Annotated in this window: 21 protein-coding genes and 2 tRNA genes; 13 read left to right on the forward strand and 10 right to left on the reverse strand. The window is 58.2% G+C overall.

From position 1 onward, the window contains the following. Positions 1 to 81: 81 nt before the first annotated feature. The 5 genes from rpsA (at position 82) to pyrF (ending at position 4,484) form a co-directional block, all read left to right on the forward strand. Complete coding sequence (gene rpsA, locus H3Z84_RS09510; protein WP_022990024.1) at positions 82 to 1,773, forward strand: 30S ribosomal protein S1; 1,692 nt, start codon at positions 82 to 84, stop codon at positions 1,771 to 1,773. A 132-nt stretch (positions 1,774 to 1,905) separates the two neighbouring features. Then, entirely contained in the window at positions 1,906 to 2,202 is a 297-nt protein-coding gene (locus tag H3Z84_RS09515; RefSeq protein WP_022990025.1) for an integration host factor subunit beta, read from the forward strand. 67 nt (positions 2,203 to 2,269) lie between these two features. After that, on the forward strand, positions 2,270 to 2,572 hold the full coding sequence (locus tag H3Z84_RS09520; RefSeq protein ID WP_058340484.1) for a LapA family protein: 303 nt from the start codon (positions 2,270 to 2,272) through the stop codon (positions 2,570 to 2,572). Then, positions 2,572 to 3,741, forward strand: a complete 1,170-nt coding sequence (gene lapB / locus H3Z84_RS09525; RefSeq protein WP_022990027.1) for a lipopolysaccharide assembly protein LapB — start codon at positions 2,572 to 2,574, stop codon at positions 3,739 to 3,741. Before H3Z84_RS09520 ends, lapB begins: the two co-directional genes overlap by 1 nt. A 32-nt stretch (positions 3,742 to 3,773) precedes the next feature. Beyond that, positions 3,774 to 4,484 (forward strand): orotidine-5'-phosphate decarboxylase, encoded by a 711-nt coding sequence (gene pyrF / locus H3Z84_RS09530; protein WP_323126993.1) that lies wholly within the window; start codon positions 3,774 to 3,776, stop codon positions 4,482 to 4,484. A 227-nt stretch (positions 4,485 to 4,711) separates the two neighbouring features. On the opposite strand, the gene H3Z84_RS09535 is transcribed toward pyrF, so the two are convergent. The 3 genes from H3Z84_RS09535 to H3Z84_RS09545 form a co-directional block, all read right to left on the reverse strand. Continuing rightward, positions 4,712 to 4,858: a hypothetical protein gene (locus H3Z84_RS09535; protein ID WP_199457293.1), complete on the reverse strand. Its 147-nt coding sequence runs from the start codon at positions 4,856 to 4,858 to the stop codon at positions 4,712 to 4,714. Between the two features lie 127 nt (positions 4,859 to 4,985). Next, a tRNA-Asn gene (locus H3Z84_RS09540) sits at positions 4,986 to 5,061 on the reverse strand. Between the two features lie 70 nt (positions 5,062 to 5,131). After that, a complete protein-coding gene (locus H3Z84_RS09545) occupies positions 5,132 to 6,316 on the reverse strand; it encodes a pyridoxal phosphate-dependent aminotransferase (RefSeq protein ID WP_094625016.1) in 1,185 nt (394 codons plus the stop codon). Positions 6,317 to 6,508: 192 nt separating this feature from the next. On the opposite strand from H3Z84_RS09545, the gene uvrB reads away from it, so the two are divergent. Further along, on the forward strand, positions 6,509 to 8,563 hold the full coding sequence (gene uvrB / locus H3Z84_RS09550) for an excinuclease ABC subunit UvrB (RefSeq protein ID WP_199457294.1): 2,055 nt from the start codon (positions 6,509 to 6,511) through the stop codon (positions 8,561 to 8,563). On the opposite strand, the gene rimI is transcribed toward uvrB, so the two are convergent. Continuing rightward, positions 8,564 to 9,679, reverse strand: coding sequence for a ribosomal protein S18-alanine N-acetyltransferase (gene rimI, locus H3Z84_RS09555; RefSeq protein ID WP_199457295.1), 1,116 nt, complete (start codon positions 9,677 to 9,679; stop codon positions 8,564 to 8,566). A 197-nt stretch (positions 9,680 to 9,876) separates the two neighbouring features. On the opposite strand from rimI, the gene H3Z84_RS09560 reads away from it, so the two are divergent. Further along, positions 9,877 to 11,376: a RimK family protein gene (locus H3Z84_RS09560; RefSeq protein WP_058340589.1), complete on the forward strand. Its 1,500-nt coding sequence runs from the start codon at positions 9,877 to 9,879 to the stop codon at positions 11,374 to 11,376. 24 nt (positions 11,377 to 11,400) lie between these two features. Here the strand turns inward: H3Z84_RS09560 and H3Z84_RS09565 are convergent, their stop codons facing one another. Further along, positions 11,401 to 12,564 carry a cation diffusion facilitator family transporter gene (locus H3Z84_RS09565; RefSeq protein ID WP_199457296.1) on the reverse strand — a complete coding sequence of 388 codons (1,164 nt, stop codon included), beginning with the start codon at positions 12,562 to 12,564 and terminating at the stop codon, positions 11,401 to 11,403. Between the two features lie 406 nt (positions 12,565 to 12,970). Here H3Z84_RS09565 and H3Z84_RS09570 point away from each other — a divergent pair, with 406 nt between their 5' ends. Then, positions 12,971 to 13,999 carry a quinone-dependent dihydroorotate dehydrogenase gene (locus tag H3Z84_RS09570; RefSeq protein ID WP_199457297.1) on the forward strand — a complete coding sequence of 343 codons (1,029 nt, stop codon included), beginning with the start codon at positions 12,971 to 12,973 and terminating at the stop codon, positions 13,997 to 13,999. A 178-nt stretch (positions 14,000 to 14,177) separates the two neighbouring features. Here H3Z84_RS09570 and rmf read toward each other — a convergent pair whose 3' ends face one another. Next, the gene (rmf, locus tag H3Z84_RS09575) at positions 14,178 to 14,390 is read right to left on the reverse strand and encodes a ribosome modulation factor (RefSeq protein WP_036219531.1); all 213 of its coding nucleotides are present in this window, start codon (positions 14,388 to 14,390) and stop codon (positions 14,178 to 14,180) included. Between the two features lie 321 nt (positions 14,391 to 14,711). On the opposite strand from rmf, the gene rlmKL reads away from it, so the two are divergent. Beyond that, positions 14,712 to 16,892 (forward strand): bifunctional 23S rRNA (guanine(2069)-N(7))-methyltransferase RlmK/23S rRNA (guanine(2445)-N(2))-methyltransferase RlmL, encoded by a 2,181-nt coding sequence (gene rlmKL, locus H3Z84_RS09580; RefSeq protein ID WP_199457298.1) that lies wholly within the window; start codon positions 14,712 to 14,714, stop codon positions 16,890 to 16,892. A 173-nt stretch (positions 16,893 to 17,065) separates the two neighbouring features. Here the strand turns inward: rlmKL and H3Z84_RS09585 are convergent, their stop codons facing one another. Further along, entirely contained in the window at positions 17,066 to 17,683 is a 618-nt protein-coding gene (locus H3Z84_RS09585; RefSeq protein WP_022989155.1) for an outer membrane beta-barrel protein, read from the reverse strand. A 104-nt stretch (positions 17,684 to 17,787) separates the two neighbouring features. Next, on the reverse strand, positions 17,788 to 18,273 hold the full coding sequence (locus tag H3Z84_RS09590; protein ID WP_199457299.1) for a hypothetical protein: 486 nt from the start codon (positions 18,271 to 18,273) through the stop codon (positions 17,788 to 17,790). Between the two features lie 115 nt (positions 18,274 to 18,388). On the opposite strand from H3Z84_RS09590, the gene H3Z84_RS09595 reads away from it, so the two are divergent. Continuing rightward, entirely contained in the window at positions 18,389 to 19,678 is a 1,290-nt protein-coding gene (locus H3Z84_RS09595; protein WP_199457300.1) for a M18 family aminopeptidase, read from the forward strand. 53 nt (positions 19,679 to 19,731) lie between these two features. Here H3Z84_RS09595 and H3Z84_RS09600 read toward each other — a convergent pair. Continuing rightward, positions 19,732 to 19,807: transfer RNA gene (locus H3Z84_RS09600), tRNA-Asn, on the reverse strand. A 73-nt stretch (positions 19,808 to 19,880) separates the two neighbouring features. Here H3Z84_RS09600 and H3Z84_RS09605 point away from each other — a divergent pair. Continuing rightward, positions 19,881 to 20,840, forward strand: coding sequence for a YheT family hydrolase (locus tag H3Z84_RS09605; RefSeq protein ID WP_323126994.1), 960 nt, complete (start codon positions 19,881 to 19,883; stop codon positions 20,838 to 20,840). Here the strand turns inward: H3Z84_RS09605 and H3Z84_RS09610 are convergent. Further along, a complete protein-coding gene (locus H3Z84_RS09610; protein ID WP_036219534.1) occupies positions 20,837 to 21,466 on the reverse strand; it encodes an arylesterase in 630 nt (209 codons plus the stop codon). The two genes, H3Z84_RS09605 and H3Z84_RS09610, sit on opposite strands and share 4 nt — an antisense overlap. Positions 21,467 to 21,535: 69 nt before the next feature. On the opposite strand from H3Z84_RS09610, the gene H3Z84_RS09615 reads away from it, so the two are divergent. Both H3Z84_RS09615 and H3Z84_RS09620 read left to right on the forward strand, forming a co-directional pair. Next, entirely contained in the window at positions 21,536 to 22,255 is a 720-nt protein-coding gene (locus tag H3Z84_RS09615; protein ID WP_199457383.1) for an ABC transporter ATP-binding protein, read from the forward strand. Next, on the forward strand, positions 22,255 to 24,741 hold the full coding sequence (locus H3Z84_RS09620) for an ABC transporter permease (protein WP_199457302.1): 2,487 nt from the start codon (positions 22,255 to 22,257) through the stop codon (positions 24,739 to 24,741). The genes H3Z84_RS09615 and H3Z84_RS09620 overlap by 1 nt, the downstream gene beginning before the upstream one ends. Positions 24,742 to 24,746 lie beyond the last annotated feature (5 nt).

The raw sequence follows: 24,746 nt of genomic DNA on the forward strand, positions 1-24,746 counted from the left end.
GCTGGCTGATTCCGGAAATCACTAACAGACCGTGTTGCTGGCGGCACGGAGCACACTTGCGTTGATCATATAGGGCACATAATGAGCGAGAGCTTTGCGGATCTTTTCGAAGAAAGTTTGAAAGAAATCGATATGCAACCGGGTTCCATTGTTCAGGGAACCGTTGTAGACGTCGATAACGACTGGGTCACCGTTAACGCCGGACTGAAGTCCGAAGGCGTTATCCCCGCCTCCCAGTTCCTGAACGAAAAAGGCGAGTTGGAAGTAGCTGTCGGCGACGTTGTCGATGTGGCTCTCGATGCAGTTGAAGACGGTTTCGGTGAAACCCGTCTGTCCCGTGAGAAGGCCAAGCGCGCTGAAGCATGGAAGGTACTCGAGAAGTCCTTCGAAGCTGAAGAAGTTGTTAAGGGTATCATCAACGGTAAGGTCAAGGGTGGTTTCACTGTTGATCTGGCTGGCATCCGTGCCTTCCTGCCGGGTTCCCTGGTAGACGTTCGTCCGGTTCGCGACACTGCGCACCTGGAGAACAAAGAACTCGAGTTCAAGGTTATCAAGCTGGACCAGAAGCGTAACAACGTGGTTGTTTCCCGCCGCGCCGTTCTGGAAGCTGAAAACAGCGAGCAGCGTGAAGCTCTGCTGGAAACCCTGACCGAAGGTCTGGAAATCAAGGGTATCGTCAAGAACCTGACCGACTACGGCGCGTTCGTAGATCTGGGCGGTGTTGACGGCCTGCTGCACATCACTGATATGGCCTGGAAGCGCATCAAGCATCCGAGCGAAATCGTGAATGTGGGCGACGAAATCAATGTTAAGGTCCTGAAGTTCGATCGCGAGCGTAACCGCGTATCCCTGGGCCTGAAGCAGCTGGGCGAAGATCCGTGGGTCGACATCAAAGGTCGTTACCCGGAAAGCTCCAAGGTTACTGCACGCGTAACCAACCTGACTGACTACGGCTGCTTTGCCGAGCTGGAAGAAGGTGTGGAAGGTCTGGTTCACGTATCCGAAATGGATTGGACCAACAAGAACATCCACCCGTCCAAGGTTGTTCAGGTAGGTGACGAAGTTGAAGTGATGATCCTGGATATCGACGAAGAGCGTCGTCGTATCTCCCTGGGTATCAAGCAGTGCGTATCCAACCCGTGGGAAGACTTCTCCAGCAACTTCAACAAGGGTGACCGCATCTCCGGTAAGATCAAGTCAATCACTGACTTCGGTATCTTCATCGGTCTGGATGGCGGCATCGACGGCCTGGTTCACCTGTCCGATATCAGCTGGAACGAGACTGGCGAAGAAGCCGTTCGCGAGTACAAGAAGGGCGACGAAGTTGAAACCGTTATCCTGTCTGTTGATCCCGAGCGTGAGCGTATCTCCCTGGGCATCAAGCAGCTGGAAAGCGATCCGTTTGCCGAGTTCGTTCAGCTGAACGACAAGGGCTCCATCGTTAAGGGTACTGTTTCTGCAGTTGACGCCAAAGGCGCCACCATTGCCCTGAACGAAGAAGTTGAAGCGGTACTGAAGGCTTCCGAAATCAGCCGTGACCGCGTAGAAGACGCGCGTAACGTTCTGAAGGAAGGCGAAGAAGTTGAAGCGAAGATCATCAGCATCGATCGCAAGAACCGCGTCATCAACCTGTCTGTTAAGTCCAAAGACGTAGAGGACGACAAGCAGGCCCTGGAAAATGTACGCAGCAAGGCTGCTGAGTCCTCAGGTGCCACCACTATCGGTGACCTGATCAAGGAACAGATGCAGCAGCAGAACGCCAACAAGGAATAAAATTCCGATTGGTGTCAAAAAAACGGGCTCTAAGAGCCCGTTTTTTTTGTGTTTTTTTCTGGTTTGGCTAAACTAGAGGCATTGGAATCCGGTAAGTGACCACGGAATAATAACGACAGAGGGAAACGCCTCATGACGAAGTCCGAACTGGTAGAACTGATTGCCTCGAAGCAGACTCAGCTCTCCGTCAAGGATGTTGAGCTCGCGGTTAAAACGGTCATCGAGCATATGTCCCAGGCTCTTGCTGATGGTCAAAGAATTGAAATCCGGGGGTTTGGTAGTTTTTCCCTGCATCACCGGGAAGCCCGCACCGGTCGCAACCCGAAAACCGGGGAAGCGGTTCAATTGCCTGCCAAGTTTGTGCCCCACTTCAAGCCTGGTAAAGAGTTGCGTGAGCAGGTGAACGACAGTCTGAAAAAAGGCTTCTGAACCACGCCCGCACTGATCAAAGGACACCGTAGCATCGGGCGATTTGCCCGTCTGGAGCGCAAACGACATGGCTGGACTGCAGAAGATCCTTATCACCGTTCTGGTTCTGCTTCTTATATTGTTGGCGCTGGTGTTTTCGCTCAACAACCAGATGGCGGTCTCGCTCAATTTCCTGTTGTTTGAGACCCAGCCTCACGGTGTGGCAGTCTGGATTATCATGTCCTTCGTGATTGGCGCGCTGATTGGCGTGCTGATTACCATGCTCGCAACATTCCGTACCTCGGTATCTCGCCGTAACCTTCAGAAACGACTTGATCGTGCCGAGCAGGCACTTGAAAAATCCAGGGCCGAAAACGACCGGACGCTGTAATGGATATGGTGTTTAACTGGCTGCTTCTGACAGTAGCGGTTGCCGCCGGCTGGGTCGTTGGGCGCTACAGTAAGCAGCGCCATCGTTCCCGCAAGAGCATTGATAACGAAGATTCGGTTCGGGATCGTCTGCAGTTTCTCTTTACCAACTATTCTGACCAAGCGGTCGAAAACTTTGTGCAGTCCCTGGCTGTTAACCGGGATACCGTCAGCCTTCATCTCTCTATTGGCAGCCACTTCCGCAACAAGGGCGAAACCGACCGGGCGATTCTGATACACCAGAACCTGCTTGCCCGTCCGGAGCTGCCGGCACGCTACACCCCCCAGGTTACCTTTGAACTGGCCATGGATTACCTGAACGCCGGTCTCCTTGACCGGGCCGAGGCGCTGTTTCACCAGTTAATGGGCGATCGCGAGTACGGCCGCCGGGCTGCCCGGGAACTAATCGAGCTGTACCAGCAGGAACGGGAATGGGAGAAAGCCGCCCAGGTGGCCCAGACGCTGACCCGCTCCGATGCTGACCCCGCCATGTTCAAGACACTGGCCTACATAACCTGCGAACTGTCCGATGCGGCTCTGAACAAAGACGACCGCTGGACATCCCAGAAGCTGGCCAAGGAAGCCCTCGATTACGATCGCTCCTGTGTCAGAGCGACCCTTCTGCTGATGAAAATGCAGATACGCCAGGGCAACTATCGGGAGGCCGGCAATCAAAGCCTGAAAGTGTTCGAGCAGAATCCGGACTTTGGCCCGGAAGCCGTGGACCGTCTGATGAAATTAGAGCGGGAGCATGGCGACGTAGGCCGGTTGGCGAAGAAACTGCGCAAACTCTACGAGCAATATCCCGGCACCAGTTTGCTGCTGGCGCTGGTAGAATCCGTCGAGCGCTCGGCAGGGCGCCCGGCAGCGATCGACCTGCTGCGCCAGGAGCTGGAACTCCGGCCCTCCGTTCGCGGCTTGCTGCGCCTGGTTGAAATTGCCGGATATGAAAAGGGCATGACCACCGATGAAGGCCGGTTGGTAAGCCGGATAGGGCACCTGATCCTCGCCAACCGGCCAGTATACCGGTGCGTAAGCTGCGGTTTCTCCGGCCAGCAACTGCACTGGTTGTGCCCGAGCTGCAAGCAATGGGAAACCGTCAGGCCCATTCAGGGCGTCGAAGCGGAATAACGAACTTAATTTACCGAATGCGGAACTCTACTGTGCAAACCCTTAACGACCCGAAAATCATCGTCGCCCTGGACTTTCCCTCCCAAGGCCCTGCGCTGGCCCTCGCTGACCAGCTGGACCCGGCCAAGTGCCGCCTGAAAGTCGGCAAGGAACTGTTCACCCGCTCCGGCCCGGAACTGGTCAAGTCGCTGCAGGGCAGGGGCTTCGACGTGTTCCTGGACCTGAAATTCCACGACATCCCGAACACCACTTCTGCGGCCGTTGCTGCTGCGGCTGATCTTGGCGTCTGGATGGTGAACGTGCACGCCTCCGGCGGGGAAAAAATGATGGTGGCCTGCCGCGAGCGCCTGGAGTCCTTCGGTGCCGACAAGCCCTTGCTGATTGCCGTTACCGTGCTTACCAGCATGTCTGACGCCGACCTCGCCGGCATCGGCATCACCGACTCCGCCGAAGCCCAGGTATCCCGCCTGGCAGCCCTCACCAGGAACTGCGGCCTGGATGGCGTCGTCTGCTCCGCCCAGGAAGCCCCGCGCCTGAAAGCCGAGCAGGGTGCCGACTTCCAGCTAATCACCCCGGGAATCCGCCCCCTGACTGCCGACAAAGGCGACCAGCAACGCATCATGACCCCAACCGATGCCCTCAAAGCCGGCTCCGACTACCTCGTCATCGGCCGCCCCATCACCCAGGCATCCGACCCCCTGGCTGCCTTGGAGGCTATTCACGCTGAGGTGGTGTCAGTCTGACTTCGGTTGTGGGGTCGACTCCGCAGCTAGCCTGCCGTTTATGGTGATCGGGGGTGTGGGGTCTGGCTCCCAAAAACCGCTCCTGCGGCACATCCATGTGGCGCTTCTGCTCCGCCATCCATGGCTCCGCAAATTTTTGGGAGCCAGCCCCCACACCCCCGGTTCATGCTCCGGAGTGGTAGTCGATAACCCCAGGTTGTTCAGCAACAACGAAAGTCTTAGCAGTTTCAGATCAGAAGTTGCCTATATTCCGGTTGCTCGGGTGGCAGTGCAGGAAAGCCTTTCCAAAAATTTCGTAGGCCATGGATGGCCGGAGAGAAGCGCACATGGATGTGCTCGTAGCGGTTTTTGGAAAGGCTTTCCTGCACTGCCATTCCCGCAATCCTGACAGGCTAGGGCCCGGAGCCTGACAAAATCACCAGAAGCTCGTGATAACAATCAAGAAGCGGGGAATAACAAAAAAGCCCGCTAATTCAGAGAACTAGCGGGCTTTCAAAATAGTGGCTCCCCGACCTGGGCTCGAACCAGGGACAAACGGATTAACAGTCCGTTGCTCTACCAACTGAGCTATCGGGGAACGTCGTCATGTGACGAGGCGCGTATATTAAGTTGGCTATACCGCCTCGTCAACCCCCTGACTAAAATTTTTAGCCAAGGGCTTTCTGCAAACGCTCGATGGCCTTTTGCAGGTTATCCATGCTGGTGGCGAAGCTCAAACGCATATGGCCGGGGCTGCCGAAGGCAGAGCCCGGAACCAGTGCAACGCCGGCTTCGGTCAGCAGTTTCTCGGCGAATTCTACGTCTGTACTCACGCCTTCAGTGGCGTCGATGGCGCCCTGGAAGCTTGGGAATACATAGAAAGTGCCGTCGCCGTAGGGGCATTCAACGCCCGGCAGTTTGTTCAGGGCGTCTACCAGCCAGTCGTGGCGCTCTTTGAATGCCTTGACCATTTCACCCACGCAAGCCTGGTCGCCATCCAGGGCGGCAGTCGCGGCAGCCTGGGAGATGGAGCAGGGGTTGGAGGTGCTCTGGGACTGGATTTTCTTCATGGCGCCGATGATTTTCGCCGGGCCGGCCGCGTAGCCGATACGCCAGCCAGTCATGGAGTAGGCCTTGGACACGCCGTTCAGTACGAAGGTGCGGTCGTACAGTTCCGGGCAGGCGTTCAGGATGTTGCAGAACGGCTTGCCGGTCCACAGGATCGGCTCGTACATGTCGTCTGTGGCGATCATGATGTTGGGGTGCTTTTTCAGCACTTCACCAATGGCCTGCAGCTCTTCCAGGGAGTAGGCCATGCCACTCGGGTTGGACGGGCTGTTGATCACGAACAGTCGGGTGCGCTCGGTAATGGCGTTTTCCAGCTGTTCCGGGGTGATTTTGAAGCGGGTATCTACGGTGGTTTCTATGATCACCGGCTTGCCTTCCGCTACCAGCACCATGTCCGGGTAAGATACCCAGTAAGGCGCGGGGATGATGGCTTCGTCGCCTTCGTTCAGCGTGGCCAGTGCCAGGTTGAAAAAGCTCTGTTTGCCACCACTGCTTACCAGTATCTGGTTGGCTTCGTAATCCAGGCCGTTGTCCCGTTTGAACTTCGCAATAATCGCTTTCTTCAGGGCCGGCGTACCATCAACGGCGGTGTACTTGGTCTGGCCGTTGTTAATGGCTTCAATGGCTGCCTGTTTGATGTGCTCGGGGGTGTCGAAGTCCGGCTCGCCAGCACCCAGGCCAATGATGTCCTGGCCAGCCGCGCGGAGTTCTGCGGCTTTGTTGGTGACTGCGAGGGTGGGGGAAGGCTTGATCGCCTGTACTCGGCTGGAAAGTTGAAGGTCCAAACTTGAGCTCCTTAAAGCTGCGTCTTATGGGCTGCGATCGGCCGGGCAACTGTGGAGCCAAAGGTGCGGGCTGTTTTTCTACCCAGCCGTCGATCGCACAGATGGTATCATGAAGCAGCCAGAACACTAAATTTCTTGTAGGGGTTGTGCCGTATTGCGGCCAGCGCCAAACCCGGAGGTTAACCGCCCGTTATGGCCAGTAAAGCATCCAGTGTCGCCCGTGAAGGAGTGTTCCGTGTCGACTCTCCCTATCAGCCTGCCGGCGACCAGCCCAAGGCGATTGCCGGGCTGGTGGACGGCATTCACTCAGGGCTGGCGCACCAGACCCTGCTGGGGGTAACCGGCTCCGGTAAGACCTTCACCATTGCCAATGTGGTGCAGGAAGTTCAGCGGCCCACCATCATCATGGCCCACAACAAGACCCTGGCCGCACAGCTATACGGCGAGTTCAAGGAGTTCTTCCCGGATAACGCGGTGGAGTATTTCGTGTCTTACTACGATTACTACCAGCCGGAAGCCTATGTGCCGTCTTCCGACACCTTTATTGAGAAAGACGCCTCCATCAACGAACACATCGAGCAGATGCGCTTGTCTGCCACCAAGGCGCTGCTGGAGCGGCCGGATGCCATTATCGTGGCCACGGTGTCTTCCATCTATGGTTTGGGTGATCCCGAATCCTACCTGAAGATGATGCTGCACCTTGATCGCGGCGATCAGATTGATCAGCGCTCGATCCTGCGCCGGCTGGCCGAGCTGCAGTACACCCGCAACGATATCGAGTTCCACCGCGCCAATTACCGGGTGCGCGGCGACGTCATCGATGTGTTCCCGGCTGAATCCGAGCGCGAAGCCATTCGCATTGAGCTGTTCGACGACGAGGTGGAAAACCTCAGCTACTTCGATCCGCTCACCGGGGAAGTGCTGCGCCGGGTGCCCCGGGTGACCATTTACCCGAAATCCCACTACGTGACGCCCCGGCAAAAGGTGCTGGATGCGGTGGAGAATATTCGAGCGGAGCTGGAAGTGCGCCTGCAGCAACTTCGGGACAACCACCGGCTGGTGGAAGCCCAGCGGCTGGAGGAACGCACCCGCTACGACATGGAAATGATGATGGAGCTGGGCTACTGCAACGGCATCGAGAACTACTCCCGCTATCTGTCGGGCCGTGCCCCGGGCGAGCCACCACCCACCTTGTTTGATTACCTGCCACCCAATGCCTTGCTGGTGGTGGACGAGTCCCACGTAACCATTCCGCAGATCGGCGCCATGTACAAGGGCGACCGCTCCCGGAAGGAAACCCTGGTGGAATACGGCTTCCGGCTGCCGTCGGCACTGGATAACCGGCCCATGCGGTTTGAGGAATGGGAGAGGATTGCACCGCAGATGATCTTTGTGTCTGCCACCCCCGGCAACTACGAGGCGGAACACGCCGGCCAGGTGGTGGAGCAGGTGGTGCGGCCTACCGGCCTGCTGGACCCGGAAATCGAGGTGCGCCCGGCGTCTACACAGGTGGACGATTTGCTGTCGGAGATTCACAAGCGGGTGGCGGTGCAGGAGCGGGTACTGGTGACCACCCTGACCAAGCGCATGGCGGAAGACCTGACCGACTTCCTGATGGAACACGACATCAAGGTCCGGTACCTTCACTCGGACATCGATACCGTGGAGCGGGTGGAGATCATCCGTGACCTGCGCCGGGGTGAGTTTGATGTGCTGGTAGGCATCAACCTGTTGCGGGAAGGCCTGGATATGCCAGAGGTGTCACTGGTAACCATTCTGGATGCAGACAAAGAAGGTTTCCTGCGCAGCGAGCGTTCCCTGATTCAGACCATCGGCCGGGCAGCCCGTAACCTGAACGGCAAGGCGATTCTGTACGGCGACCGCATTACCGGTTCCATGCAGCGGGCCATTGATGAAACTGAACGTCGTCGCGCGAAACAGCTGGCTCATAACGAAGAACACGGCATTACCCCCAAAGGGCTGAACAAAAAGATTGCCGATGTGATGGAAGGCGCCACCGGTGGTCGTGGCCGGCGCAAGGCGGAGCGCCCGGGCCAGAAGGCGGCGGAAGAAGCGGAAAGTTACCTGGTGAAGGCGGGCAAGCGTTCGCCGGAAGACCTGCTCAAGGAAGTGGCGCGCCTGGAAGATGATATGTACAAGGCCGCCGCGGACCTGGATTTCGAAACGGCCGCGCGCCTGCGGGACCAGATTTCGGAGCTGAAGGAAGCGGCCATTCGCACCGGCTGATCAGGGCCGTTTCGGCCCGACGATCACCGCAGCCTGCAAAGGCTGGTTGCGGCCGTAGCTGGACATCTTGCCGAACACCCGCTTGTCGATGGGCAGGTATTGCTTATCGGCTACGGTTTCGCCTTCTTCGGTATCGATTTCCGGGTCGTGCAGGTACACGAAGTCTTCGTCTATGGCACACACGGTCACCCAGTGGGGTACCCGGCTGCGGTTAAGCTGCCAGGTGCTGATCAGGATCACCGGAATACGGCCTTGGTGCAGGGCTGCTTCCATGGCGTCCAGCGTCAGTGGGTCGTGGTGCAGCTGGATATCGGTCTGGCCAATGTCATGCAGGAAGCCTTCGTGCACCAGTTCCAGTACCCGTTTCTTGTCATCGTTGCGCACGGTGTCCTTGAACAGGGCGCCTTCCTGGCTGATCCACGCACTGGCCTCGAAGCCCCGGTGCCAAGCAGACAACGCCAGGCCATGGGGGCCGCAACCGCCGTGGCCGGCCAGCATGAAAATGGTGGTGGCTTCGCGCCAGATTTTCAGCTCTTCCAGCGTGCTGACGGGCTGCTGCTCATCCAGGGCGGCCATGGCCATGATCAGTGCCGACGGCCCGCAGGTAAACTCCGTCGTCTGGGGGTAGTAGGGCACCGGCAGGAATTCCCGGGATGGCTCGTAATACAGAATGCGCCGTTCGAACCGCAGGGCGTTGCCGTGGTCTTCGTAGTAATCCCGATAGGTGCCGAACTGGCGATAGCCCAGCCGCTTGTAAAGATTGATGGCGCCCGTATTGTCTTCCCGAACTTCCAGGCGCATCAGAATCCGGTCTGCTTCTACCGCTTCTTTCTCTGCCTCACGAACCAGCTTCTCGCCCACGCCCCGGCCACGAACCGAGGGTGATACCGCAATGGAATAGATGCGGGCCAGGCGGGTGGCGGCGTTCATCAGCACCAGGCAGTAGCCCACCAGTTCAGATTCCTGCCGGGCGACTATTAACCGGTCTCTGGGCATGTCCAGGAAACGCTTGAAACTGCGGCGGGATATCCGGTCTTCAGAGAAGCACCGCTGTTCCAGTTGAACCAATGCATCAAGGTCTTTAGCGACGGCTTGTCGGAGAATTACATCGGTCATGTGTCTGGGTGTCCCGGGTGTATCAGGCTGAAATGGCGGGCGCCGTTCCTGCAGCTATTATGGTAGAGAGCGCCGTGTTCCGATAGCCGGCCGTGATGCGTAAAAGCACGCATCGAAAGCCGATTGTGAAGTACTGTGCGCCGGCGTATTGTTGCGCGAAATAACCCCGGCTGAACCTTCAGGGAGGAATGCCGCTGATGTCCCGCTTGTTGATTGTTGTGGACCGTGCCAAAGACTGGGCGCCGTACTACCCCAGCGAAGATGTGCTCACTTTTGACCAGTACTTGCAGTTTACCGCGCCGGCGAACAGCCGGGTGCGGGTGATCAACCTGTGCCAGAGCGGCAAGTACCTGAGCCGGGGTTACTACTGCTCCTTACTGGCCGAAGCCCGCGGCCATCATGTTGTGCCGTCGGTGATGACGCTGAATGACCTCAGCCGCAAGGGACTTTTCTCCCTGGAGCTGGAGGAACTCGACAGCAGTGTTATCCAGTGGCTGGAAAAAGAGGCCAGGGAAATTGACCCGTCTACCGATGCCCGGGAAGCGACCCATGAGGTGCGGATTCGAACCTATTTCGGGCAGGCCGAGCATCCGGACCTGAAGCCGGTGGCCCGCGCCCTGTTCGAGCGTTTTCCCTGTCCGATTCTTGAAGTGGTGTTCCGGCACCGGAAACAGTGGCAGATCGAGTCCATGAAGCCGGCGTCTCCGTCGGACCTGGGCGAGCCTGAACAGGATGTCTTTGCCGCTGCACTGGATCGGTTCAGCAGCATGGTCTGGCGCAAACCCCGCACCCGCCGGCGTTACCGGTTTGACCTGGCCATGCTGGTGAACCCGGATGAGGAAATGCCGCCCAGCGATGAGGCTGCCCTGAAACGCTTCGAGAAGGCAGGGCGCAAGCTGGGTATCAATGTGGAGCGGATTACCCGGCGGGACTATATGCGGCTGCCGGAATACGACGGCCTGTTCATTCGGGAAACCACCGCCATTGACCATCACACCTACCGGTTCGCCCGCAAGGCAGAAGCCGAGGGCATGGTGGTGATTGATGACCCGGTTTCCATTCTGCGCTGCACCAACAAGGTGTTCCTGGCGGACCTGTTGAAGAACAACAAGGTGCCCACGCCAAAGACCCTGATCCTGTCGAAAGATCAGAAAAACGCGGTTGAGCAGGTAGTGCAGGAGCTGGGCTTTCCGGTGGTGATCAAGATACCGGACGGTGCTTTCTCGAGGGGTGTGGCCAAGGCCCGGGATGAGAAGGAGCTACGGGCGGGTCTTAAAGAGTTGTTCAAACAATCGGCCTTGGTGCTGGCCCAGGAGTACTTCTATACCGATTACGACTGGCGTATTGGTGTGCTTGGCGGCCGGGCGATTTACGCGTGCAAATACATGATGGTGAAAGGCCACTGGCAGATTTACCAGCATGGTGGCGCGTCGGTGGAGAGTGGCGGCTTTGAAACCATGCCCACCTACGAGGTGCCGCGCAACGTGATTCAGGCGGCGCTGAACTCCACGCGCCTGATCGGTAACGGCCTGTACGGTGTAGACATCAAACAGGCCGGTAACCGGGTTGCGGTGATTGAAGTGAACGACAACCCGAGCATCGATTCCGGTGTTGAGGACAAGTTCCTGGGCGGTGAACTGTATACCCTGATCATGCAGGAGTTTCTGTCCCGCATGGAGGAAAACCGCCGCCGCTGATCCCGGTTAAGCGAGGCTGCCGGGTCAGGTGGCCGCCACCCAGACCCGGACGCTGCCAAACCAGGGGTAATCGGCAAGAACCTGGCGGACGGTTTCGTTGTTCAGTTCCGGGGCGGGGTGATCCTCGTCCAGGAACAGTTCCAGGTGTACCCGGTTTTTCAGGTAATGAAGGCGGAGCTTGCTGTGGTGGGGCAGCTCGCCCAGGGCGTTCTGAAGGTATTCCCGCACCTGCTCGCGGGAGGGAAGGTCCGGCTCGGTGGGGTGGGGGTACTTTTCGTCGTTCTCGGCATCGATGTGGAAATTGATATCGAGGATGTTACCAAGGGCCTCCCGCATGCCGGCAACCACCTTCATGCCAATCTGATGGCCTTCCGACACGCTGATCTCCGGGCGTACCACCAGGTGAACGTCCAGCAGGATATCGTGGCCCATCCGGCGGCTGCGCAGTTCGTGAACGTTGCGAACGCCATCGGTCTCCATGGCAATGTTCATAAGCATGCGGGTATCTTCTTCAGAGAGACCGGTATCGACCAGTTCCTTCACGCTGTCCCAGGTGAACTTCCAGCCAATGTGGATAATGATGCCGGCAATTACCACCGCGGCGACGACGTCCAGCCACACAAACCCAAGCATTGCGCCGATGGTGGATACCAGCACCACAACTGATGAGAACGCATCGGTGCGACTGTGCCAGGCATTGGCAATCAGCAGGTCAGAACGGATGCGGATACCAACGTGGCGGGTGTAGCGGTAAATCCACTCCTTGCTGCCAACGGAAATAGCCGCCGCGACCAGAACCGGCCAGCCGGGAACTGCCAGGTCTTCGCCGGACAACAGGCGCAGAATGTTCTCCCAGGCCAGGGCTGCACCTACGGCAATCAGGATGCTGCCCAGAAGCAGGGTGCCCAGCGTTTCGATGCGCTGGTGGCCGTAGGGGTGGTCGGCATCCGGGCCTTTCCGGGATAACCGCATGACCGCCAGTACCACCCAGTCAGAAACCACATCGGTAAAGGAATGGATACCGTCTACGACCAGGGCCTGGGAATGGAAAAGAGTACCGCCAATGACTTTTATGACACCGAGAAAGGCGTCAAGAAACATCCCGATCAGGGTAACCCGGGAGGCAGCATGCTTTTCCTTTTCCAGGTCGGGCTGTGGGCGGTGATGTGTTGGGGAAGGCTGCTCCATTATCCGTGGCTCCGGGGATTTCTGACAGTGGCCAGTATAGCGTGAACAAGCGCTTGACAGGGCGGGATTAATCAAGAAAGACGGATCGATTTATGCACATGATGACCAAACGGTTACCCGCTAGCATTTTGCTCCAACTTTCGTCAAATCTTATTTTTAGCGTTGTAAGATGTTGAAATATAACAATAAAAACACTGGTTAAAAAATGATCAATTTGTAGGCTGGCGCAGTTATCAAGGGATAAAAACGTTTGCCCCGACGTTTTCAACAGACTTATCCACAGATTCCGTGGAAAAGCCCCGTGAGCCCTTTGAACATGGGGCTTAAGGATACATTTGCCGGTTCAGGAGGATGGTGTGGAAAACTTCCGGTATACTCCGGCCACCCTCTGGCAAGGAGTTTTCTGATGTACGGCGTTGTTCGAAACCTGCTGTTCCGGCTGCCCCCGGAAACCGCTCATAATGTGACACTTAATAGCCTGGATGTAGCCCATAAACTGGGTATGTTGAATGTATTTTCAAAGCATCCCGCGCCTTGTCCGGTCAATGTCATGGGGCTGGAATTTCCGAACCCGGTCGGGCTGGCCGCAGGTCTCGACAAAAATGCCGACCATCTTGATGCCCTGGGTGCGCTGGGCTTCGGTTTTATTGAAGTGGGCACGGTTACGCCCCTGGCCCAGCCGGGTAATCCCCAGCCCCGCATGTTCCGTTTACCGGAACACCAGGCCATCATCAACCGCATGGGCTTTAATAACGAAGGGCTGGAGCACCTGGTTCACAATGTGCAGCACCGTCGTTACCAGGGTGTATTGGGCATTAATGTGGGCAAGAACAAAGACACCCCAAACGAAGACTCCGAGCTGGATTACCGAAAGGGGATTGCAGCGGTCTATGGGCACGCCGACTACATTACGGTGAATGTGTCTTCGCCGAATACGCCGGGCCTGCGGGACCTGCAATTTGGCGACTCCCTCAAGCAGTTGCTGCATGCCATCAAAGACGAGCAGACCAGGTGCCACCAGGCTCAGGACCGCTATGTGCCCGTTGCTGTAAAAATTGCGCCGGATATGGACGACGACGGTATTCGTTTTGTGGCTAACGCGCTGCTCGAGGCGGGCCTGGATGGCGTGATCGCCACCAATACCACCATTAGCCGTGAGGCGGTGCGTGGCCACCGGCACGAACAGGAAGCGGGTGGTTTGAGTGGTGCCCCGGTGCGCGAGGCCTCCCTGAGGGTGATTCAGGGGTTGTATGCCGAGCTGGGTGAGCGTTTGCCCATTATCGGTGTGGGCGGCATTACCGATGGCGAAAGCGCAGCAGAGAAAATCCGGGCAGGGGCGAAACTGGTACAGATCTACACAGGCTTCATCTATAAAGGCCCTGCGCTGATTAACGAAGCGGTAGAAGCGATCAGGAAAGAACAGCAAAAACGGTGAGGCCAGAAAGAAGGTGGGCCCGCTGAGCGGGCCCTTGCGGGGAACTAACCCCGTAGCGCTTCTTCGCATGGTACGGGGCGGGAGGCCCCGTTTCGGTTGCTCTGGTTACTGCTTTAATTGTTGTGTTGGTGTGTGAAAAAAACAGATCAGGGTTAAACAGGGTCTGCCAACACCGCAGTTACGTGGCGGTTACGTTGGCAAGCTTGTGGATGCCGGATACGCCGGTCATGCCCTCCCAGTTATCTGTGCGGCCTTCGCGCCACCCGTTCAGCCATTCCTGACGCACTTCTGGCTGATCAATGGGGCAGCTGTCTTTGGATTTGCCGGACACGCCAGCGAGATAACCCCGCTTGAATGCACGAGCGTACATGTCTCTCTTCTGTCTTTTCATGCCGTTCCTCACTGATGGATTAACAGAACAAGCGTGTACACATCTGCAGTGACCATCGCATGGGTACCCATCCGGGATATCCCCCTATTGCCAGCTCGGGCCAGAGCAGTCAGGATCCTGTTAACGGAAGCACTTTCTACTGGCTTCCGGAACGACGCGTCATGTACAAGGTAAGACGAACCTTGAGCGGAAGTACACTACTTATTTCATCTATGTGAACCTTTTTTTATAGGTTTATTGCATATCGATGACAGTCCGAAATCGGGTTTTGCTGCCAATCCGGCGGCTTACCGGCTTCATCAGGAAAACCAGGAGTTTATTTTGTCCAAACATGTATTTTTCGTAACCTGCCCGAAGGGCGTTGAGTATCTCCTGGCTGATGAACTGGAAAGTTTTGGTCTGGCACAGGTGCGTAATGCGCCGGCGGGAGTCTGGGTAGAGGGTACGCTGGAGTCGGGCTACCGTGCCTGCCTGTGGTCGCGCCTGGCCAACCGGGTAATGCTGCACATCGCCGAGGTAGACGCCCGCAGTGCCGAGGAACTTTACGAAGGCGTAGTGTCGCTGGACTGGCAGGCCCATATCCCTGCGTCTGGCAGTTTCCGCGTGACCTTCCTGGGCCAGAATGAAGAAATCCGTAACACCCAGTTTGGTGCCCAGAAAGTCAAAGACGGTATCGTTGACAGCATCCGCGGTGCCGGCATGCCACGGCCGTCCGTCGCACCGAAAGACCCGGACGTGACCATTTCTGCCCGCCTGAACCGGGGCCGGTTGGCGGTGGGGCTCGACCTCAGTGGCCACAGCCTGCACATGCGGGGCTATCGCACGGAGAAAGGCCTGGCACCCCTGAAGGAAAACCTGGCGGCCGCCTTGCTGATGCGTTCCGGCTGGCCGGACATTGCCGCTGCCGGCGGTGACTTCGTTGATCCCATGTGTGGCTCCGGAACGCTGCTGATCGAAGCCGCTTTGATGGCCCTGGATATCGCTCCGGGCCGCCGGGTCGAGCGTTTCGGTTTCGAAAAATGGCCTGGCCATCAGCCGGAACTCTGGCTTGGACTACGCCAGGAAGCGGAGCGCCGCGCCCACGAAGGCAAACAGAAACGGATACCGGCCTTTGCCGGTTTCGACCAGGACAGCCGTGTTATCGATACCGCCCGAAACAACATCCGCCGGGCCGGCCTGGATAACCTTGTGCAGGTTGAGGTTCGTCCGGTTACCGGATTTGACCGGCAGGAAAGCTGGGCCGAACAGGGCCTGGTGCTGACCAACCCTCCTTACGGTGAACGCCTGAGCGAGCGCAAAGAACTGGCCGGCCTTTACCAGGCTCTTGGCGAAGTGGTTCTGCGTGAACTTCCCGGCTGGCGCCTGGCAGTGTTTACCGGCGCTCCGGAGTTCGGAAAATCCATCGGCCTGCGCAGCTTCAAGCAATATAAGCTCTTCAACGGCAAGCTGCCGGCACAACTGCTGTTGTTCGAAATCCAGCCGGAAAATGCACGCACGCCCCGGGACCCTGCAGCGCCGGGCCAGGTGATGCCCCGGATCGCCAATCCCGAGCGGGCAGACATGCTGCGCAACCGCCTGAAGAAAAACCTGAAAACCATCGGCCAGTGGGCCCGGAAACAGAACATTGGCTGCTACCGCCTGTACGATGCGGATATGCCGGAGTACGCCCTGGCCATCGATATCTACGAGGGCAGGGTGCATGTACAGGAATACCTGGCTCCGAAATCTATAGACGAAAAAGCCGCCAGGGAACGCCTCGCCGAAGCCATGGCGGTCATCCCGGAAGTGCTGGAAGTTGCGTCGGAAAACCTGGTCTGTAAACAACGCCAGCGCCAGACCGGCACCAAGCAGTATGAAAAACAGGCCGCAACCGGTGAATACTTCAACGTGCACGAACACGGCTGCACCCTGAAAGTAAACCTGAAAGACTACCTGGACACCGGCCTGTTCCTGGATCACCGCCCGGTACGCCACTGGATACAGCAGCATTCCCGGGGCAAACGCTTCCTGAACCTGTTCTGCTACACCGGCGCAGCCACCGTTCACGCAGCCGTTGGCGGTGCCAGCCGGTCCCTGAGCCTGGATATGTCCAAAACCTACGTTAGCTGGGCGCAGGACAACCTGGCCCTGAATCGGACAGACTCCCGCAAGCACGTAGTGGAACAGGCCGACTGCCTGGCCTGGCTGGCCGACCGCAAAACCGCCAACCAGACCTTCGACCTGATCTTCATGGACCCGCCCACCTTCTCGAACTCCGCCAGAATGGACGGCGTTCTCGACATCCAGCGGGATCACGGCGCCATGGTTCGGCAGTGTATGGAGCGGTTATCCAGTGATGGCTTACTGATCTTCTCCAACAACTTCCGGAAATTTAAGCTCGATGAAGATCTGGAGCAGGAGTTCGAAGTAAAAGAGGTTACGGCGAGCACGCTGGACAAGGATTTCCAGCGGAATCAGAAGATTCACCGCTGCTGGCATATTCAGCATAAATTGGTGGATTGAGTTTTAGAAGTTGAAGCCTCTCGTGAAGTTGGAGTTCAGGGAGGTTGATACCCCTTTCCTGGAATTTCGAAGGCCATGGATGGCCGGAGAGAAGCGCACAGGGATGTGCTCGTAGCGGTTCCAGGAAAGGGGTATCAACCTCCCTGGACCGGCACGGAGCATACTAGGCAGAGTCAGAACTCGAAACGAATACCAGAAGAAAACTGGAAAGCATTGGCACTGGTATCGGTATCTTTGAACAGCTTGCCACCTTCCAGCACCAGGTACGTGCTATCCAGCAGTTCAAAATCGATACCGGCAAGCCAGCTGAAGCTGAAACTGCTTGAAGGGTAATCTCCCACGTAATCCCGGAACTGCCCGTTGGCATCGGCGTCCGGGTTGTCCAGCGTTGCCTCGCCGCTCACGTGGGTGAAGCCTGCCTGCGCATAGACGTTACCGAGCTCACCAATCGGGTAATGCAGCCCCATGTACCAGCTGCCAAAGTAGTCGATCGCCAGGCTCAGGTCACCTCGGGAGATCTCGGCATCCTTGTAGCCACCGCCCAGGCGGATTTCAGCGTGGATCAGGTCATTCAGGTGGCCACCGATCACCAGCGTACCCGCCTGGCCCCAGCCGTCTTCCTTGGAAATGCCGATGGAGCGATGTTCCAGTGCCGTGGCCAGTAATCCGATGTAGTGTTTGTCCGAGCGGGGAGTTTCTGACGCGGCACCTTCCTGGGCGCATACAACCGGCGGGAATAAAACCGCGGTCACGAGGCTGGCGCAAAGCAGGGGAGATGTGATTTTTTTCATTATGGTCCGGCGTCCTGTCGTCATGGATACTGACGCCAGATTCTGCCTTGTGTAACGGGTTGTTACGCAGACGCCGGTCACACTTCCCCGCCTGAACGCCGGTTTTACAGGTCGTCCAGCAGGCCTTCTTCCTGGACTAGCAGGAGCAGGGCATAGACGCCGTTTTCCGGGAGCTGTGGTTCAAGGCCTTCATCGAACAACAGCTGGCGCCGTCGGTCTTCGATGGCTTCGCTGTCCAGGCCGGAGATCAGTTCGGAAACAGGGGCGACTTCGAAGGGGGCATCCTGGCTTACGGCGCTGAAAATCAGGTCGACCAGGAGTTCATCCGGGTCTATGCCGTCTACGTAAACTGTCTGGTCCGGCAGGTCCTGGTGCAGCTCTTGTACCAGTTCCAGTAGCGGTACGCCCTGTTCTTCCAGGTACAGCAGATCGATATCCCCCAGATCCCCGTCTTCCGGAAGCCAGGATTCTTCCGGCGTGATCACCACGGTTTTCATCTGGCCATCTGCAAGCGACCAGGCAATGGCAACGGGAAACAGGGCGTCTTCGGTCTGGCAGTATTCGATGTCCAGAAAGCGGGGTATCGACACGGGCGACTCCGGTAAATATTGTTGGGTGAGTATAGTCACTGACGGCGCACGCTGTAGGAGCATTGCCGGCTTCGTGCCATACTGTAGCAGCCATTATCATGCAATCAGGAAGATCATGGAACACACTGAATTTAATAATGACTTGATTGAATTTCTGAACGCCTCACCCACGCCCTGGCATGCCGTGAATACCATGAAAACCCGCCTCGATGCCGCAGGTTTTCAGCAGCTGGATGAACGTGAAGAGTGGGCGCTGGAGCAGGGCAAAGGTTACTACGCCATTCGCAACGGCTCATCCATTATTGCCTTCCGTACCGGAAAGAATGACGTGGTCAGCTCCGGTGTTCGTATGGTCGGTGCCCACACCGACAGCCCCTGCCTGAAGGTAAAGCCGACACCGGAGATCCGCCGCAAAGGTTTCTTCCAGCTCGGGGTAGAAGTCTATGGCGGTGTGTTGCTGAACCCCTGGTTTGACCGGGACCTGTCCCTGGCAGGCCGGGTAACCGTGCTGGATGAGTCCGGCAAGGTGCAGGACACCCTGGTGAACTTCCGCAAGCCTGTGGCCATTATCCCCAGCCTGGCTATTCACCTGGACAGGGAGGCCAACAGCAATCGTTCGGTCAACGCCCAGACCGACCTGCCACCGGTCGTCATGCAGGTTCCAGAGACGGATACCACGGCTTTTACCGACCTGTTGCGGGAGCAGATTGCCAGTGAATCCGGCCTGAAAGTCCGCAAGGTGCTGGGTTATGAGCTGAGCTTCTATGACGCCCAGGGCGCTTCCTACGTTGGCCTGCGGGAAGAGTTCCTGGCCTCTGCGCGGCTGGACAACCTTCTGAGCTGTTACATCGGCCTGCAGGCGTTGTTGGATACGTCCGGAGACCAGGCGGCCTTGCTGGTATGCAACGACCACGAAGAAGTGGGCAGCATGTCGGCCGAAGGCGCCCAGGGGCCGTTCCTTGGTTCTGTGCTGGAGCGCTGGTGTGGTGCCGGAAAGGGCAGGGCCATCGCCCGTTCCATGATGATCTCGGCCGACAACGCCCACGGCGTGCATCCTAACTTTATGGACAAGCACGATGAGAACCATGGTCCGATCCTGAACCAGGGCCCGGTGATCAAGATTAACCACAACCAGCGTTACGCCACCAACAGCCGCTCAGCCGCTTTGTATCGTCACATCAGTGACGAACTCAGCCTGCCGCACCAGACCTTTGTGGTGCGCAGTGACATGGGCTGTGGCAGCACCATCGGCCCGCTGACCGCCGGCAATCTGGGGGTAACGACCCTGGATATCGGTGTGCCGCAATTTGCCATGCATTCCATTCGGGAACTCATTGGTACCCAGGACGGCTACACCCTGTACCAGGTGTTGAAGGAATTCATGCAGCGGGAAGAAGTATTCTGAGGCAGAAAGTAAAAAGCCGCTGATTGAAACAATCAGCGGCTTTTCGGAATAAGTGGCTCCCCGACCTGGGCTCGAACCAGGGACAAACGGATTAACAGTCCGTTGCTCTACCAACTGAGCTATCGGGGAACATCATCAACGTGGCGCGCATATTAAGCGCTTTGATCAGGTTCGTCAACCATCTGAAATGAAAGGTCAAAATTTGCACAGAAGTGCCAAAAACCGCTATCGCCCACCGGTCTGGCTGCGTAACGGACACGTGCAGTCCATCTGGCCCACGCTGTTCCGCAAGGTGCAGATGCCGGAGCCAGAAACCGAAGTGATCAGCACCCCGGACGACGACCAGCTCCATCTGGACTGGTATCACCAGAACAGCAACCGCCTGGCTATTATTTCCCACGGACTGGAAGGCCACAGCCGGCGCCCCTATGTACTGGGCCTGGCCCGGGCGCTGATGGCGGCTGGCTGGGATGTGCTGGCCTGGAACTTCCGCTCCTGCGGAGGCGTGATGAACCGTCAGCCCCGGTTTTACCACAGCGGTGCTACGGAAGACCTGGAAATCGTGATCAACCACGCCCTGGGCAAAAACTACCAGAACCTGTTCCTGAGTGGTTTCAGTATGGGCGGCAACCTGACGCTCCTGTATCTCGGTCAGCAGGGTGAACAGGTAGACAGCCGCATCAGTGGTGCGGTGGTCTATTCAGTACCGGCAGATCTCGCCGGCAGCGCCGACATGCTCGCCTTGCCCAGTCGCAGGATCTACATGCAGCGATTTTTGAACGATCTGCATGGGAAAATGCAGGAAAAATCCGAATTATTTCCCGATCTGATCGATGTGAGTGGTTTCAGGGATATCCATAACTTCCATGAATTCGATAACCGCTACACCGCCCCCCTGCATGGTTTCAAAGATGCGCAGGACTACTGGGAGAATTGCTCGGCTCTGTTCCGGTTGAAAGATATCCGTGTACCTTCGCTGATGATCAACGCCGCAGACGACCCTTTCCTGTCACCGGCCTGTTTCCCGGATTCAAAGAAAGTGCTGGGTTCCTATGTGAAGCTGGAAGTGCCCAAGTGGGGAGGGCACGTGGGCTTTGTGGAGCATGCGAAGGACGGTTATTACTGGTCAGAGCGCCGGGCGTTAATGTTTGTTGGAAGCTAGTCGGCAACCAGGGGTTCCAGCCTCGGCCAGATATTGTCCAGCAACAAAGGCTGGGCCTCCTCGGTAGGGTGAATGCCATCGCCCTGCATTAATCCGTCCTGGTCGTAGATTCCGTCTAGGAAAAACGGAACCAAAGGGACCCCGTAGCGGTCAGACAAGGTCGGGAACAGATCGGCAAACATCCGGGTATAGCGCTGGCCGTAGTTTGGCGGAATCTGCATTCCCACCAACAACGGAACCGCGCCGGAATCCTGTGCCAGCTCAATCATCCCGGCCAGGTTGGACTCGATCACGTTTGGCGGAAACCCCCGGAGGCCATCGTTACCACCCAGCTCGATCACGACGATATCCGGATCATTCTTCTCCAGCAGCCCCGGCAGGCGACGAAGGCCGCCGTCTGTGGTTTCGCCGCTGATGCTGGCATTCACGACCTGCCAGTCCAGCCCTTGTCCGGACAGCCGCTCCCTGAGCAGCTCTACCCACGCGGTTTCAGAGGGTACGCCGTAGGCGGCACTGATGCTGTCGCCGACCACCAGAAGGGTGTTCTGGCTGGCCAGAACCGGCAGCGACACCATGGCAAACGCTGCGATGACCAATGATCTGACGAACGTGGATATCGTATGCATAGTAAAGTCGTATACCCTTAAACAATTCATGAACATCCAGAACCAGACAACGGAGCAACCGTGAACCAGATGACGGATCTCAGTAAAACCGATACCAGCCCGATGCTGCGCGTAACAGAGCTGACCCACAAGGTCAGCCTGGAAGCTGATACGTTGACGATCTTGCAGGGGGTCAATCTGGAAATCAATCGGGGAGAGTCCGTAGCCATTGTTGGCCGCTCCGGTTCCGGCAAAACCACGTTACTCGGATTGCTGGCGGGCCTGGATACCCCCAGCGAAGGCAAGGTCGAGCTGGACGGCTCTGAAATAAGCCGTCTGAGCGAGGACGAACGCGCCCGGCTGCGGGCCCGGCGAGTGGGCTTCGTGTTCCAGTCGTTCCAGCTGTTGCCGGCCCTGAGTGCCCTGGAAAATGTCATGCTGCCGCTGGAGCTTGCCGGCATCGAAGCGCCGGAGAAACGGGCCCGGGAACTGCTGGAACGGGTTGGCCTGGGTGAGCGGCTGAGCCACACGCCCCGGCAGCTCTCCGGCGGCGAGCAGCAGCGGGTGGCAATTGCCCGGGCGTTTGCTTCCGATCCTGTGATCCTGTTTGCCGATGAACCCACCGGTAACCTCGACAACCGCACCGGCCAGGCAGTGTCCGACCTGCTGATGGACCTGAACCGGGAGCAGGGCACCACACTGGTGATGGTCACTCACGATGACCGCCTGGCGGCCCGCTGTGGCCGGCAACTGCATATTGAAGCGGGCGTGCTCACCGAGCCGGAGCTGATGGAAGAGGTGTCTGGCTGATGGCCGCATCACAGAAGCTCATGTCAGTCAGCCGGGACTGGCGCGAACGAGACGTTCGGGTGGTCCTGGTTGCCCTGATTATCGCCGTGGCCACGGTGGCCACCATCGCCCTGTTTGCCAGCCAGTTGCAGCGCACGCTGGTATCTTCGGCCAGCTCCTTCCTGGCGGCTGATCGCCAGCTGGAAGCGGAAAACGGCCGGCCGGTGCCGGCAGGCTGGATTGAGGAAGCGCGTGATCGTGGCATCGAAACCGGCCAGATGATCGAATTTTCCACCATGGTGTTCGGCGAAAGCGGTTTTCAGCTGGTGTCGGTAAAAGCGGTCAGCGACGAATATCCGCTGCGCGGTGACATTGAAGTGCAATCCCGTGCCGAGGGTACTCGCTCAATTGTGGGGTCTGGCCCTGCCAAAGGCGAGATCTGGATCAACCCGCGCCTGCTGCGTTTGCTGGAGCTGGACGTTGGCGACACGCTGGAAGTCGGCAACCTGAAACTTGAGATCTCAAACCTGCTTTTACGTGAGCCCGATGGCGGTTTCCGGCTTTCATCGCTGGCGCCCCGGGTGATGATGCACGTAGACGATGTGCCGGCTACCGGGGTGCTTCAGGAAGGCAGTCGGGTGGAATACATCTATCTGTTTGCCGGTGCCGAAAACCTGTTAAACGATTACTACCAGTGGCTGGAGCCGCAACTGGAGCCGAGCCATGAATGGGAAGGCGTGAGGGATGGCGAAACCTTCTCCCGCTCCCTTGAGCGGGCCGAACGCTTCCTGCTGCTTGGCGGCAGCCTGGCGGTTCTGCTGGCAGCGGTGGCGGTTGCCGTGGCCAGTCGCCAGTATGCATTGTCGCAACGGGACACGGTGGCACTGCTGAAGACGCTGGGGCTCACAGGTAAGGGCATCGGCCGATTGTACCTTCGCCGCCTGGCCCTGTGGGGCGTGGCGGGCATTATTGGTGGGCTGGTGCTGGCGCTGCCGCTGTTCTGGCTGCTGGCCAGGATGCTTGGCAGTGTGCTGGAGCGCCCGGTTGATATATATCTCGACCCCGCCGCCCTGGCGCCGGCGCTGCTGACCGCGCTGGTATCCTTGTTCGCCTTCGCGTACCCGCCGGTTCGCCGCCTGCGCAATGTGCCGGCTATGCGGGTGCTGCGCTCCCAGCCCGGGGAAACCGGCCGGGAAGCCATTCCGGATCTGATCATCGCCGTGCTGGCTATCTTCGGGCTGGTGTGGATGTATGCCGGCGAACTGGCCCTGGTGGCATCGCTGCTGGGCGGGCTGGTGTTATTGCTGGCAGTGCTGGGGCTGGTTGGCTGGTTGATGGTCTCGGTGCTGCGCAAAGTGCGAGGTGGTGGCAACGCCTGGCGCCTGGCCCTTGTTGGCCTTTACCGGCACCGGCAGGCCAGCATGGCGCAAATGGCGGTATTTGCCATGACCCTGATGCTGGCAGCGACATTGGTGCTGGTCCGTTCGTCCCTGCTGGACGACTGGCAGGCCCAGCTTCCGGACGATGCTCCCAATCACTTCCTGATAAACATAGCGCCGGACACGGTGGATGAGGTTGATGCCTATTGGGCGCAGCAGGGATCGCCCCTGGACACCGTCTATCCCATGGTTCGTGGCCGTTTGACCGAACTGAACGACCAGCCTGTGAAAGAAGCGGTCAGTAAGGATGAGCGAATTAACGCGCTTAACCGGGAGCTGAACCTGACCTGGATGGAAGACCTGCCCGAAGACAACCGGATTGTGGAAGGCGAGTGGTTTGCTGGGGGCGTAACCGAGGGGGTCTCGGTGGAAGCCGAGCTGGCGGAAAGGCTGGGGCTGGAACTTGGCGACCGGCTGACGTTTACCATAGGCTCGGAACAGGTCACCGAGCCGGTCGTCAGTATCCGTACCGTGCAGTGGGACAGTATGAAGCCGAACTTCTACATTGCCTTTCCCCCGGACGGCGGCCTGACCGACATGCCGGCTACCTGGATCACCAGTTTCCACCTGGGGGCCAGCAACAAGGTGGCCCTGAACGAATTTTCACGCCGTTTTCCCACCGTGTCGGTGCTGGAGATCGATCACATTATCGAGCGCATCCAGGATATCGTCCGCCAGGTCACCCAGGCCATTGAGGCCATTCTGGCGCTGATTCTTGCGGCGGCACTGGTTGTGATGGCGGCGGTCGTCAGCGCGACCTTGCGGGACCGTCAGCGTGAAGGTGCCCTGTTGCGGACGCTGGGCGGCCAACAATCTCTGCTGGTGCGCAGCACCATGCTCGAGTTTGCCTTGCTTGGGTTCGTTGCCGGGATATTGGGCGTGCTGGCGGCGGAAGCGGCGGTTTATGCCTTGCAGGTGAGAATGTTCGAGGGCAGTTTTCAGTGGCATTGGGAAGTGATGCTGCCGGTGCCATTGATCAGCGCGTTGCTGCTGGCCCTGTTTGGCCGCTGGCAGTTGCGGCCCGTGCTCAGCGTGTCACCCATGCTGTTGCTGCGCCGGCTCGAGTGAGCCGG

This window comes from Marinobacter sp. bablab_jr003 (assembly GCF_016464245.1).
Lineage (GTDB): Bacteria > Pseudomonadota > Gammaproteobacteria > Pseudomonadales > Oleiphilaceae > Marinobacter > Marinobacter vinifirmus.

Bases quoted from the DNA above. Each gene is read 5' to 3' on its own strand.
- lapB (WP_022990027.1), top strand. From the start codon at position 2,572: ATGGATATGGTGTTTAACTGGCTGCTTCTGACAGTAGCGGTTGCCGCC.
- H3Z84_RS09520 (WP_058340484.1), top strand. From the start codon at position 2,270: ATGGCTGGACTGCAGAAGATCCTTATCACCGTTCTGGTTCTGCTTCTT.
- H3Z84_RS09535 (WP_199457293.1), bottom strand. From the start codon at position 4,858: ATGGCAGTGCAGGAAAGCCTTTCCAAAAACCGCTACGAGCACATCCAT.
- H3Z84_RS09595 (WP_199457300.1), top strand. From the start codon at position 18,389: ATGGAACACACTGAATTTAATAATGACTTGATTGAATTTCTGAACGCC.
- rmf (WP_036219531.1), bottom strand. From the start codon at position 14,390: ATGAAAAGACAGAAGAGAGACATGTACGCTCGTGCATTCAAGCGGGGT.
- rpsA (WP_022990024.1), top strand. From the start codon at position 82: ATGAGCGAGAGCTTTGCGGATCTTTTCGAAGAAAGTTTGAAAGAAATC.
- rimI (WP_199457295.1), bottom strand. From the start codon at position 9,679: ATGACCGATGTAATTCTCCGACAAGCCGTCGCTAAAGACCTTGATGCA.
- H3Z84_RS09585 (WP_022989155.1), bottom strand. From the start codon at position 17,683: ATGAAAAAAATCACATCTCCCCTGCTTTGCGCCAGCCTCGTGACCGCG.
- H3Z84_RS09615 (WP_199457383.1), top strand. From the start codon at position 21,536: ATGACGGATCTCAGTAAAACCGATACCAGCCCGATGCTGCGCGTAACA.
- H3Z84_RS09620 (WP_199457302.1), top strand. From the start codon at position 22,255: ATGGCCGCATCACAGAAGCTCATGTCAGTCAGCCGGGACTGGCGCGAA.
- H3Z84_RS09570 (WP_199457297.1), top strand. From the start codon at position 12,971: ATGTACGGCGTTGTTCGAAACCTGCTGTTCCGGCTGCCCCCGGAAACC.
- uvrB (WP_199457294.1), top strand. From the start codon at position 6,509: ATGGCCAGTAAAGCATCCAGTGTCGCCCGTGAAGGAGTGTTCCGTGTC.
- H3Z84_RS09515 (WP_022990025.1), top strand. From the start codon at position 1,906: ATGACGAAGTCCGAACTGGTAGAACTGATTGCCTCGAAGCAGACTCAG.
- H3Z84_RS09565 (WP_199457296.1), bottom strand. From the start codon at position 12,564: ATGGAGCAGCCTTCCCCAACACATCACCGCCCACAGCCCGACCTGGAA.
- H3Z84_RS09560 (WP_058340589.1), top strand. From the start codon at position 9,877: ATGTCCCGCTTGTTGATTGTTGTGGACCGTGCCAAAGACTGGGCGCCG.
- H3Z84_RS09610 (WP_036219534.1), bottom strand. From the start codon at position 21,466: ATGCATACGATATCCACGTTCGTCAGATCATTGGTCATCGCAGCGTTT.